At 72.3% G+C, this 12677-nt stretch carries 8 protein-coding genes; 4 read left to right on the plus strand and 4 right to left on the minus strand.

Features of this window, described 5'->3' with window-relative positions; translation table 11 throughout:
• The first annotated feature begins 140 nt into the window (after positions 1-140).
• From ACIBQ6_RS15320 to ACIBQ6_RS15330, 3 genes are read left to right on the plus strand one after another with little or no spacing between them, the layout of a single operon-like run.
• Positions 141-692, plus strand: coding sequence for a hypothetical protein (locus tag ACIBQ6_RS15320; RefSeq protein ID WP_397212477.1), 552 nt, complete (start codon positions 141-143; stop codon positions 690-692).
• A complete protein-coding gene (locus ACIBQ6_RS15325; RefSeq protein ID WP_397212479.1) occupies positions 692-2788 on the plus strand; it encodes a flotillin family protein in 2097 nt (698 codons plus the stop codon). Before ACIBQ6_RS15320 ends, ACIBQ6_RS15325 begins: the two co-directional genes overlap by 1 nt.
• A 1-nt stretch (position 2789) precedes the next feature.
• Positions 2790-7640 carry a DNA repair ATPase gene (locus ACIBQ6_RS15330; protein ID WP_397212481.1) on the plus strand — a complete coding sequence of 1617 codons (4851 nt, stop codon included), beginning with the start codon at positions 2790-2792 and terminating at the stop codon, positions 7638-7640.
• Between the two features lie 44 nt (positions 7641-7684).
• Here the strand turns inward: ACIBQ6_RS15330 and ACIBQ6_RS15335 are convergent, their stop codons facing one another.
• From ACIBQ6_RS15335 to ACIBQ6_RS15345, 3 genes are all read right to left on the minus strand, one after another.
• Complete coding sequence (locus ACIBQ6_RS15335) at positions 7685-9352, minus strand: ABC-F family ATP-binding cassette domain-containing protein (RefSeq protein ID WP_397212483.1); 1668 nt, start codon at positions 9350-9352, stop codon at positions 7685-7687.
• Positions 9353-9510: 158 nt separating this feature from the next.
• Positions 9511-9951 carry a MarR family transcriptional regulator gene (locus ACIBQ6_RS15340; RefSeq protein ID WP_358291403.1) on the minus strand — a complete coding sequence of 147 codons (441 nt, stop codon included), beginning with the start codon at positions 9949-9951 and terminating at the stop codon, positions 9511-9513.
• 243 nt (positions 9952-10194) lie between these two features.
• Positions 10195-11073 carry a 4-hydroxy-tetrahydrodipicolinate synthase family protein gene (locus ACIBQ6_RS15345; protein ID WP_387671679.1) on the minus strand — a complete coding sequence of 293 codons (879 nt, stop codon included), beginning with the start codon at positions 11071-11073 and terminating at the stop codon, positions 10195-10197.
• Between the two features lie 71 nt (positions 11074-11144).
• Between ACIBQ6_RS15345 and ACIBQ6_RS15350 the strand changes: the two genes are divergently transcribed.
• Positions 11145-12014, plus strand: coding sequence for a LysR family transcriptional regulator (locus ACIBQ6_RS15350; RefSeq protein ID WP_397212486.1), 870 nt, complete (start codon positions 11145-11147; stop codon positions 12012-12014).
• Positions 12015-12045: 31 nt separating this feature from the next.
• On the opposite strand, the gene ACIBQ6_RS15355 is transcribed toward ACIBQ6_RS15350, so the two are convergent.
• A complete protein-coding gene (locus ACIBQ6_RS15355) occupies positions 12046-12633 on the minus strand; it encodes a helix-turn-helix domain-containing protein (protein WP_358291395.1) in 588 nt (195 codons plus the stop codon).
• Positions 12634-12677 lie beyond the last annotated feature (44 nt).

A 12677-nucleotide genomic window follows, 5' to 3' on the forward strand; every position in this document is an offset into this window, starting at 1 on the left:
GTCGAGCGTGCTACCTCAACCGCCCTTGAGGTCAAGTCGGCTAACTTTCGATATGAAGTCGGGAACTTTCCGCTTTAGTCGCGCTTTATATGTATATAGTCCGTCAGGACACACCGGGGGATGGGGCAAACCGAGGGCTGATGACCGAGTTCTTCCACGCCGCTCTGGGCTTTCCGACCGTCATTTTCACTTTCCTCCTCGCGGCGGTCCTGGCTTATTGGCTGGCCGTCATCGCGGGCCTGCTGGACCTCGACCACGACGCGCCATGGCTGGGATTCGGGGGCGTCCCCGCCGGGATCGTCATCTCCCTGCTGGTGGCGGTCGCGTGGCTGCTGAGTCTGGTCGGCGGCCAGGTGCTGCCGGACGCCGCGCTGGCCGCCGTGCCCTTCGCCGCGGCGGCGGGCGGCTGGCTCGCCACGCGCGCCCTGATCGGGCCGCTGCGCAGGGCTTTCCAGGACGGCGGGCAGCACTCGCGCGGCGACCTCGTGGGCCGCCCGTGCGTCATCCGCACCGGCGCCGCCACCGCCGACTTCGGCCAGGCCGAGGTCACCGCCGAGGACGGCTCGACCGCGGTCGTCCAGGTCCGGACGACCGGACGGGACCGCCTGGGCCGCGGCGACAAAGCACTCATCTTCGAATACGACAAAGACGGCGAATTCTTCTGGGTCATGCCCTACGAAAGCGAGATCTGATGGACGTCATCTCCACGGGCTTCGGCGTATTTCTCGCCGTCGTCCTGGTCATCGTGATTGGCCTGCTGGTCATCATCGGCCGCCTTTTCCGCAAGGTGGAACAGGGCAAGGCGCTGATCGTGTCGAAGGTCAACAAGGTGGACGTGACGTTCACCGGCGCCATCGTGCTGCCGGTCGTCCACAAGGCCGAGACCATGGACATCTCGGTGAAGACCATCGAGATCACGCGTACCGGCCGTGAGGGGCTGATCTGCCGGGACAACATCAGGGCCGACATCAAGATCACGTTCTTCGTCCGGGTGAACAAGACCGCCGAGGACGTCATCAAGGTCGCCCAGGCCATCGGCACCGCGCGGGCCAGCGACGAGAACACCCTCCAGGAGCTGTTCAGCGCCAAGTTCTCCGAGGCGCTGAAGACGGCCGGCAAGCACCTCGACTTCGTCGACCTCTACACCAAGCGGGACGAGTTCCGCGACGAGATCATCCGGCTCATCGGCACCGACCTGAACGGCTACAGCCTCGAAGACGCCGCCATCGACTACCTGGAGCAGACCGCGCTCACCCAGCTCGACTCCAGCAACATCCTGGACGCCCAGGGCATCAGGAAGATCACCGAGCTGACCGCGCTGGAGCACGTACGGACCAACGAGTTCCAGCGGGCCGAGGAGAAGGAGATCACCCGCCAGAACGTGGACGCCCGCGAGGCCATCCTGGAGCTCCAGCGCCGCCAGGCCGACGCCGAGCTCAAGCAGCGCCGCGAGATCGAGACCGTCAAGGCCCGCGAGGAGGCGGAGATCGCCCGCGTGCAGGCCGAGGAGCGGCTGCGTGCGCAGACGGCCGGCATCAAGACCGACGAGCAGATCGGCGTGCAGCGGGAGAACCAGGCCCGCGAGGTGGCGGTCGCCGAGAAGAACCGCGAGCGGGTGATCGCGATCGAGAGCGAGCGCATCGAGAAGGACCGCCTGCTGGAGGTCATCGCCCGCGAGCGGGAGACCGAGCTGTCGCGCATCGCCAAGGACAAGGAGGTCGAGACCGAGAAGCGGTCGATCGCCGAGGTCATCCGGGAGCGCATCGCGGTCGACAAGACCGTGGCCGAGCAGGAGGAGAGCATCAAGCGGCTGCGGGTGGTCGAGGAGGCCGAGCGCACCCGTCAGCAGGTGATCATCGCGGCCGAGGCCGAGGCGCAGGAGAACCTGGTCAAGGACATCAAGGCGGCCGAGGCCGCCGAGGCGGCCTCGAAGTTCAGGGCCCGCGAGGAGCTGGTGCTGGCCGAGGCCCGGCAGCAGGCCGCGGAGCTGGAGGCGCGGGCCAAGATCCGGCTCGCGGAGGGCGTGCAGGCCGAGTCCGCCGCGGCCGGGCTGGCGCAGGTGCAGGTCAAGGAGCGCGACGCGGACGCCATCGAGAAGGTCGGCCGCGCCGAGGCCCTGTCCCTGGGCGAGAGGCTGCGGGCCGAGGCCGAGGGCGCGCGGGCCATGGCGCTGATCGAGGGCGACCGGCTCAAGGCGCAGGCCGAGGGCGAGCAGGCCATGGCGCTGGCCGGCGCCACCGCGATCGGCGAGAAGCTGAAGGCCGAGGCCGAGGGCCTGACCCAGAAGGCCGCCGCGATGGCCGCCCTGGACGAGGCCAGCCGGGGCCACGAGGAGTACCGCCTGCGCCTGGAGGCCGACAAGGAGATCAGGCTCAAGCACATCGACGTCACCCGCCAGGTGGCCGAGTCGCAGGCCAGCGTGCTGGCGGCGGGGCTGGCCAAGGCCAACATCGACATCGTCGGCGGCGACACGATGTTCTTCGACAAGGTGGTCGGCTCGATCACCACGGGCAAGGCGGTGGACGGCTTCGTCGGCCACTCGAACGTCGCGAGTGCCCTCGCGGCGCCGTACCTCAACGGGACGGCCAGCCTGGCGGCGGACATCGCGAGCGTGGTCGGCGGGGTGCGCACCGAGGACATCAAGAACCTGACCGTCTCGGCCCTGCTCATGCGGCTCATCCAGGACGGCGGCCCGCAGTCGACGGCGCTCGGCGAGCTGCTGGAGACAGCGCGCCGGCTGGGCGTGGCCGACTCCCCCGTGGCCGCGCTGGCGGCGGCGAAGGGCTGACGTGAGCACCACCGAGCTGGAAGCCGGGACCTACGAGGTTCTGCGGAACCGTCTCCAGGCGCAGGCCAAGGCCCTCGCGGTGGCGGCGGAGGAGGTCAACGGGCAGCGGCTGCGCGTCTTCGGCGGCGCGGAGCTGCGCCTGCTCGGCACCGAGCGGATCAGGACCGAGAACAACTGCGTCCCGAGGGACATCGTCTCGCTGGGCGAGGTGATGTTGTTCGGCTACAACGTCTTCATCGGGCTCAAGCCGGAGACGACCGTGGCCGACGTGTTCGCCGTGCACCGCTTCACCAGGGACGGGGACGCGTTCACGTTCGAGACGGGGAAGCTGGAGACGCTGGAGGAGCCGGCGTTCAGGAAGGACTTCGCCGAGCTGTACCGGTACTACAAGGAGACCAGGCTCCAGCAGCTGCGCCGGGTCGAGGGCAAACTGCTGGCGGTGTTCCGGACGGGCCCGGCGGACACGCGGGTGCTCAGGTGGACGGTCAGCAACGGCGGTGTCCCGAAATATCTGGATAACAGGGGGGAGCGGGACCACGTCTTCCCCCCGTCCCACGACTTCGAGTGGACGCCGACCACCCGCGACGACCACGTCCTCGGCCGCCATCCGCACATCTCCATCGAGGGCGAGGTCTTCGTCGAGACGATCGGCGGCGACCTCACCATCAAGGTCGAGAACAACACCGAGACCGGCGCGGGCGTCTACTCCGAGCCGGTCACCGAACGCCTCCAGTCGCTGGCCGACGCCGACGTCGAGTACGCCAGGGTCGGGCCGCTCGTCCTCATGCGGATCAGGCCGTACAAGGAGCCGGACTGGCGGCATCTGGTGTTCAACACCCGTACCAAGGCGGTGACCAGGCTCGACGGCATCGGCCAGTCCTGCCAGCGGCTGCCCGAGGACCAGGGGCTGATCTTCCCGGGCGGCTACTACCTGGCCACCGGGATCAGCAAGACCTTCGACACGGACGTGGCGGACCTGGAGTTCGAGCGGGTCGTGCGCTCGCCCAACGGCGAGGACGTCCTGTACGTCTTCCACGCCCGCGGCGACGGCCGCTCGTTGCTGCTGCCGTACAACGTGATCAGGAAGGAGGTGGCCAACCCCATCGTCTGCCACGGGTACTCCCTGTTCGACGACGGCACGATGGTGGTCTTCCGCGCCCTCTCCGAGGAGCCGACCCGGGTCCATCCGATGCAGGTGTGGCAGACGCCGTACGTGTCCGACACCTACGCCGCCGCCCAGCCCGCCGGGACCGGTCCCCTGGAGCGCATCGGCAACGCCGAGCTGGTGCGCGGCATCTCCGACTGCCTGTCCGTGGCCCGCATGGTCGAGGAGATGGCGGCGTCGGAGGCCACGTTCGAGGCGCTGATCGCCGCCTGCACCCGCGCCGCCGACTCCTACCACTGGCTCGGCGAGCACGGGCTCGCCGAGCCGCTCGCCGACATGCGCGCCACCGCCGAGCAGGTGCTCGACGAGTACGAGAACGTCGAGCAGCTCACCCGCCAGGCCGCCGACGCCCTGGCCGCGGCCGCCGAGGAGACCGCCCACCTGGTACGCGCGGCCGCCGCCGACACCCCCGCCACCGCCGACGCCTGGGTCACCACGCTGGCCGGACTGCGCAGGCAGCAGGGCCGCCTGGTGACCCTGCGCGACGTCCGCTACCTGGACCTCGCCCGCCTGGACGAGCTGTCCGCCGCCGTGACCGCGGAGCTGGCCGCGACCGGCCGGCGCGCGGTCGCCTTCCTGGAGGGCGCGGAGGCGTTCACCGCCTACCACGTGGCGGTCGAACGGCTGGCCGCCGACGCTGCCGCGATCGCGACCGTGGCCGAGGCCGCGCCCGTCGCCGACCGGCTGGCCGAGCAGGCGGAGGGCCTGGAGGTGGTGACGGAGGTCGTCGGCTCGCTGGAGATCGCCGACGCCACGGTCCGCACGTCGATCCTGGGCCGGATCGCCGAGGTGCTGGCCGGGGTGAACCGGGCGCGGGCCGTGCTCGACGGGCGGCGGCGCGAGCTGCTCGGCTCGGAGGGGCGCGCGGCCTTCGCCGCCGAGTTCGCCCTGTTCGGGCAGGCCGTCTCGGGGGCGCTGGCGATGGCCGACACGCCGGACAAGTGCGACGAGCAGCTCGGCCGCCTGATGCTCCAGGTGGAGAACCTGGAGGCGCGGTTCGGCGAGTTCGACGACTTCGCCGCCCAGCTCGCGGGCAAGCGGGACGAGGTCTACGAGGCGTTCTCGGCCAGGAAGCAGACCCAGCTCGACGGCCTGGCCCGGCGGGCCGACCGGGTCTTCGCCTCGGCCGAGCGCATCCTGGGCAGCGTGACGAGGCGGCTGGCGTCGCTGGGGTCGATGGACGAGGTCAACACGTACTTCGCCACTGATCCGATGGTCGGCAGGGTCCGTACGGCGGCGGCCGAGCTGCGCTCCCTGGGCGACGCCGTCCGGGCCGAGGAGCTGGACGGCCGGGTCAAGGCGGCCCAGCAGGAGGCCGGCCGCGCCCTGCGGGACCGGCTGGACCTGTTCACCGACGGCGGCGAGACGCTGCGCCTCGGCCGTCACCTGTTCGCCGTCAACACCCAGCCGATCGACCTGACGCTGGTCCCGCACGACGGCGAGATGCACTTCGCGATCACGGGCACCGACTACCGCGCGCCCGTGCCGGCGTCGTTCGCCGACACGCGGCCGTTCTGGGAGCAGCTGCTGGTGTCGGAGACGCCGGAGATGTACCGGGCCGAGCACCTGGCCGCCTCGCTCCTGGACTCCGCGGAGCCCGGCGCTCCCCTGGCCGACCTGGTACGCCAGGCCGCCGAGCAGCGCTACGACGAGGGCTACGAGCGCGGCGTGCACGACCACGACGCGATCCTCGTCCTGGAGAGCCTGGTCCGCCTGCGCGAGGGCGCCGGCCTGCTGCGCTACCCGCCCGAGGCCCGCGCGGCGGCGCAGCTCTTCTGGGCCTTCGGCACGGACGAGGTTTCACGTAAAACATTGGCCACCAGGGCCGCCTCCCTGGTCCGCGCCCGCGCGGTCTTCGGCCGGACGCCCGCCCTGGAGGCGCTGGCCGCCGAGCTCGGCGGCCGGATCGCCGCCTTCTCCCCCGGCCACGACACCGCCCACGACACCGGCCACGACACCGGCCAAGACACCGGCCGGGACGCCGGGCAGAGCACGGCCGCGCTGGCCGGCGAGTACCTGGTCGAGGAGCTGGGCGCGACGCCGTCGGGCTTCGTGACCGGCAAGGCGGCGCGCGACCTCCTCGACGGCTTCAGGCAGGCGCTCGGCCCGGCCAGGACCCGCGAGTTCGAGGAGGAGCTGGCCGGGCTCCCCCTGCCCGAGCGGCTGCAGCTCGCCCACGCCTGGATCGGCGCCTACCGGCAGGGCCCCGAGGTGGCCGAGGCCGTCGCCGTGCTCCTGTGCGACCTGCCGCGGCACGACTCCGGCGCCGCCGTCGAGGAGACCGTCGAGGGGCTGCTCGGCGCGCATCCGCGCGTGCAGGACCGCAGGCTGCGGGTCAGGCTCGACGAGCTGCTGACCAGGGCGCGCGCCTTCAGGCAGGACCGGGTCCCGGCCTACCGGGCCTACCAGCGCCGCCGCAACGAGCTGATCGAGCAGGAACGCCGCCGGTTGCGCCTGGAGGAGTACCGGCCCAAGGTCATGAGCGCGTTCGTCCGCAACCGGCTGCTGGACGAGGTCTACCTGCCGCTGATCGGCGACAACCTGGCCAAGCAGCTCGGCGCGGCGGGCGCGGGCAAGCGCACCGACCAGATGGGCCTGCTGCTGCTCATCTCACCGCCCGGCTACGGCAAGACCACGCTGATGGAGTACGTCGCCAGCCGCCTCGGCCTGGTCTTCGTCAAGGTGAACGGCCCGGCGCTCGGCCACGGCGTCACCTCGCTCGACCCGGCCGACGCGCCCGACGCCACGGCCAGGCAGGAGGTCGAGAAGATCTCCTTCGCGCTGGAGAGCGGCAACAACACCCTGCTCTACCTGGACGACATCCAGCACACCTCGCCGGAGCTGCTGCAGAAGTTCATCTCGCTGTGCGACGCCCAGCGCCGCATCGAGGGCGTCTGGAACGGCCGGACCCGCACGTACGACCTGCGCGGGAAGCGCTTCGCGGTGTGCATGGCGGGCAACCCGTACACCGAGTCCGGACAGCGCTTCCGCATCCCGGACATGCTGGCCAACCGCGCCGACGTGTGGAACCTGGGCGACGTGCTCTCCGGCAAGGACGAGCTGTTCGCGCTGAGCTACGTGGACAACGCGCTGACCTCCAACCCGGTGCTCGCCCCCCTCTCGGGCCGCGACCGGGCCGACGTCGAGCTCCTGGTGCGCCTGGCCAAGGGCGACCCGGCCGTCCGGCCTGACCAGCTCCGGCACCCGTACGGCAAGGCCGAGCTGGAGCAGGTGCTCGGCGTGCTGGGCAAGCTGGTGCGGGCGCAGGAGGTGGTGCTGGCCAACAACGCGGCCTACATCGCGTCGGCGTCCCAGGCGGAGGCGTCCAGGACCGAGCCGCCGTACCGGTTGCAGGGGTCGTACCGGAACATGAACAAGCTGGCCGAGCGCATCGTGCCCGCCATGAACGACGAGGAGCTGGAGGCGGTGATCGACGACCACTACCTGGGCGAGGCGCAGACCCTCACCCAGGACGCCGAGGCCAACCTGCTCAAGCTGGCCGAGCTGCGCGGCCGCCTCACCGCCGCCCAGGCGGCGCGCTGGGCGGAGATCAAGGCGGCCTTCCTCCGGGCCAGGGCGCTCGGCGGCTCCGGCGACGACCCGATGACCAGGGCCGTGGGCGCCCTCGGCCTCCTCGCCGACCGGGTGAGCGAGGTGGGCACGGCCATCAGGGAGTCGGACCGCTGACCGCGCCCGTCAGGCCCGATCCCTGAGGGGAGCGGGCCCGGCCCTCAGCGGGCCCGCTCGCTGGGCGGGGCGGGTGCGAGCTCCAGGTGGGTGCCGGTGAAGGCGGCGCGCAGGCGGCGGTCGTGGGTGACGACCACCAGCGCGCCCTCGTAGTGGGCCAGCGCCTCCTCAAGCTGCTCCACCAGCATCGGCGACAGGTGGTTGGTCGGCTCGTCGAGCAGCAGCAGGTCCACCGGTTCGGTGACCAGGCGGGCCAGCTCGACCCGGCGGCGCTGTCCGTACGAGAGGTCGGCCAGCCGCCGCCGCAGGTCGTCCGGCCGGAACAGGCCCAGGCCGAGCAGCCGGTCGGCGTGCTCGTCGGGGCTGCCCGTCCGTCCCTCGGCGAAGGCCGCGAGGACGGTGCGGTCCAGCCGGGCCGCCCGGTCCTCCTGACGCAGCAGACCGGCCCGTCCGGTCCGGCGCACGGTCCCCTCGTCGGGACGCAGCTCGCCGGCCAGCACCCGCATGAGCGTGGTCTTGCCCGCGCCGTTCGGCCCGGTGACGAGCAGCCGCTCCCCCCGCCGTACGGCGAGCCCGTCGATCCGCAGCCGCCCCGCCACCCGCACCCCGTCGAGCACGACCACCATGGACCGCCCCGCCCCGAACACGTCGGCCGGGACGCCCGCGCCCTGCGGGTGATCCGGCGGGAGCGCGTCGGCGGGGGGCGGGGCGGTGATGGCGGCGGTGAAGCGGAGCGGCACGGGAGGCGGCGGCACCGCGTGCTCTTCGAGCCATCGCAGCCGCGCGTGCGACTGCCGGACGCGTCCGGCGGCGCCGTGCGTACGCGACCGCGCCCGCCACGCGCCGGTGCCCATCCCGGCCTTGGCCATCCCGCGCGGGATGGCCGCCATCCGCCCCGCGTTGGCCGCCACCAGCCCGGCGTGCCGGGCCAGCTCGGACCGCCACTCCTCGTGGGCCCGCACGTGCGCGGCCCGTTCGGCGGCCTTGGTCGCGAGGTAGCCCGAGTAGCCGTCGCCGTAGCGGCGCACCCGCCCGTCGGAGACCTCCAGGATCACCGTGGTGACCCGGTCGAGGAACGTCCGGTCGTGGCTGATCGCGACGACCGTGCCGCGGTGCTCGCGCAGGTGCTGTTCGAGCCAGGCGACGGCCTGGTCGTCCAGGTCGTTGGTCGGCTCGTCGAGCAGCAGCAGCTCAGGCGCGGCGGCCAGCGTCGCGGCCAGGGCGAGCCTGGACCGCTCGCCGCCCGACATCGTCGCGACCGGACGGTCCCGGTCCAGGCCGGGCAGGCCCAGGCCGTGCAGCGCGACGTCCACCCGGGTGTCGGCCTCGTAGCCGCCGCGCGCCTCGAACTCGGCGACGGCGGCGGCGTAGGCGTCCAGGTCGGTGCCGGCGAGCGCGCGCATGCGCGCCTCGATCTCGCGCAGCTCGGCCAGGGCCAGATCGACGACGTCGGCCACGGTGGCGTGCGGCGGCAGCTCCAGCGACTGCGGCAGGTGCCCCACGCCGCCGGGCGCGACCACGGTCAGCTCGCCGTTGTCCGGACGCTCGACGCCCGCCATGAGCCTGAGCAGCGTGGACTTGCCCGAGCCGTTGTCGCCGATCACCCCGGCCTTCTCGCCGGGCCGGACGGTGAGCGACACCCGGTCCAGGACGATTCGGGTGTCGTAACGCTTGGTGATCTCGTTCAGTGCCAATTGGGCAGCGGTACGCATAGAGGCTCCACCTCCTTGTCTCAACGCGGACATGACCGGTACGAGGCGCGGCGGAGCGGTCGGCTCAACGCGTATGCGCCTCGGGCGTGAGAATCACAGGAAGCAGTAACCCATATCGGCGGACACCGTAGCCCATAAGCGGGATTGTGTACAGCCCTTTATTCGGTGCGCAGCGACGTGGTGGCCTCCCGTTGCAGGGCCGTGGACCGCCGGAGGAAGTCGACGATCAGGGCCAGCTCGTCGTCGGTGTAGCGGTCGTACAGGCCGGACATGGCGGCCACGAACGGCTCGAACAGCTCGCCGAAGCCGGCCAGCCGCTCCCAGTTGATCTCGACGATGACCCGGCGGCGGTCTTTGGTGTCGCGCACCCTGCGGACCAGCCATTTGGCCTCCAGCCGGTCGATCAGCCCGCTGACGGAGGCCGGGGCGAGGCCCGTGTGCTGGGACAGCTCCCCGGCGGTCAGCGGCCCGAGGCGCTGGAGCAGATCGAGCGTCTTCTCCTCAGTCATCCCCAGGCCCAGCCGCTCGCCCATGGCGCTGTGGTACATGACCGCGGCGTTGCTGCTCTCCCGGCCCGCCTCGACCAGTTCGTCCAACAATTTCTTTCGATGCTCCGAAATATCCCTGGACATCCCGCCACCCGCGCTCACATATTTCGTTCGGCCGAACGAAAGGAAACCAGCATGAAGGCTCATCATAGGCTGCGGGATCGGCGGGCCCGTCACGGCGATCGCCCTTCAGGCGGCCGGCATCGACGCCGAGATCCACGAGGCGTACCCGCGGGGCGCCGAGAACGTCGGCTGATGCCGCCGATGTTCCTGAAGCGCGGCGCGAGCCAGGAGTCACTGGCCTGGATGTACCGCCACCAGGTCGGCCTGTGACACCGCGGCGGCGGAGGCGGGCAGCAGCGGCAGCCGCACGTCCGGCGTCGGGATGAGGCCCCTGGCGTGCAGGACGCCCTTGATCACGGTCGGGTTGGGCTCGGCGAAGAGCGCGCGGGAGACCTGGGCCAGCCGGTGCCCGAGCGGACGCGCGGTGGCCACGTCGCCGGCCAGCCAGGCGTCGACCAGCTCGACGAAGCTCCTGGTCAGCACGTGCGCCGAGGCCAGGATGCCGCCGGTGGCGCCGAGCGCGAGCAGCGGCGAGACGAACGCGTCGTCGCCGCCCAGCACCTCGAAGCCGTCGGGCAGGTCCGCGAGAAGGTCCACCGTGTCCTGGTCGATGCCGCCGGCGGCGTACTTGACGCCCGCGATGTTCGGGTGCTCCCCGACGGCCCGCAGCGTCGCGGCGCCCACGGCCTGGCCGGTCCGGTAGGGGATGTGGTAGATCACCAGCGGCACGGGTGACGCCTCGGCCAGCGCCTCGAAGTGCGCGATCACGCCGCGCTCGCCGGGCCGCAGGAAGTACGGCACGGTCACCAGGGCCGCGTCCACCCCGGCGGGCAGTTCGCGCAGCGCCGCGGCGGTCGTGCGGGTGTCGTTCCCGGTCACGCCGACGGTCAGCAGCGCCCGGCGCTCGGCGCACACGCGTACGCAGGTCTCGACCACCAGGGCCCGCTCGCCGGGGTCGAGGGCGGCCACCTCGGCCGTCGTCCCCAGCGCCACCAGACCGGCCGCGCCCTCGTCGAGCATCTGCCGGGCGAGCTTCTCGACCGCGTCGGCGGCCACCTCCCCCGACGACGTGAACGGCGTGACCAGCGGTACGTGGATTCCTCTCAGCATGCTCCGAGCCTGCCGCCCGCAGACCTGTTAGGTCCAGTTCGGATTTCTTCGTTCGAGCTTAAGATGGACTTATGCTCGATCCACGCAAGCTCCACCTGCTCCGCGAGCTGGCCAGGCGCGGCACGATCACCGCCGTGGCCGAGGCGGTCACGTTCACCCCCTCGTCGGTCTCGCAGCAGCTCAGCGCCCTGGAACGGGAGGCGGGCGTGCCGCTGCTGGAACGCACCGGGCGCACGGTCACGCTCACCCCGGCCGGGCTGCTGCTGGTCGAGCACGCGCAGGCCGTCCTGGAACAGCTCGAACGCGCCTCGGCCGCGCTCGCCGCGGCCCGGGGCGGGCCGTCGGGGCCCCTGCGGATCGGCGCGTTCCCGACGGCCACCCGCGTGCTGCTGCCCCCTGCGCTCGCCCGCCTGGCCGCGGACTGTCCGGGGCTGGAGCCGATGGTGGCCGAGATCGACCCCGCCGACGTCTCGGCGGCGCTGCGGGCGGGCGAGCTCGACGTCGCCCTCGTGCACGAGTACGACTTCGTGCCCCCGGTCACCGACGCCTCCATCGAGACCGAGCCGCTGTTCACCGAGCCGATGTACCTGACCGACCGGGCCCGCGTCCTCGACGCCCGCGACGACCCGTGGATCATGGGCAAGCCGGGCACGCTCTGCCACACCATGGCGATCAGGGCCTGCCAGGCGGCCGGGTTCGAGCCCAGGGTCCGGCATCACATCGACGACTTCGACACCGTGCTCGCCTTCGCCGCCGCCGGTCAGGGCGTCGCGCTCGTGCCCAGGCTGGCGGCGCTCACCCCGCCGGACGGCGTCTCGCTGACCCGCCTGCCCCTGAGCCGCCGCACGCGGGCGGCCTTCCGCCGCGGCTACGGCGACCACCCGGCGGTCCGCGCGGCCGTCGCCGCCTTCCACACCGCCGCCACCACCCTCCCCCTCTGACGGCCCCTCCGGCGCCCGCCGGTCCTGAGGTCTACGGGGCGGGCCGGCCGAGCAGGCCCTCGGCGAGGGCGGCGAAGCTGCGGGCGAGCCGCGCGCTGTCCCCCGCCCGCAACCGGCTCGCGATCGGCTCCATGTGCAGGGACCCGAGCAGCAGGTGCGCGATCTCGTCCGCGTCCACGTCGGGGCGGCCCTCGGTGATCAGGGCGGTGACGTGCCGGTGCCAGCCGGTGTAGATCGGGTTGGTCTCCCGGGGCTCGGATCTGCTGGTCGCGACCGCGTGCTCGTGCGCGGCCACCAGGTTGCCGTTGCGCGCCGCCAGCTCGGCCACCGCGCCCAGGAAGGCGACCAGCCGCTCGACGGGCGGCGCTCCGGGGCCGAGCGGCGGCGGGCCCTCGGCCACCGCCTTGTCCAGCTCGCGGGCCCGCTCGCTCATCAGCTCCCGCATCAGCCCGGTACGGCTGCCGAACCGGTGGAACACCGTCCCCTTGCCCACGCCGGCGGCCACCGCCACCCGCTCGACGGAGACCTGCTCGGGCGGGTGGCGGCGGAGCAGCTCCTCCGCCGCCCGCAGGATCGCCCGCCTGTTGCGCGCGGCGTCGGCCCGCTCTTGACGTTCCATCCGGTCATTGTTGCCCATGGACAAACTTGACCAGCGGTCCATAT

The sequence above is a fragment of the Nonomuraea sp. NPDC049655 genome (assembly GCF_044465465.1).
GTDB lineage: Bacteria > Actinomycetota > Actinomycetes > Streptosporangiales > Streptosporangiaceae > Nonomuraea.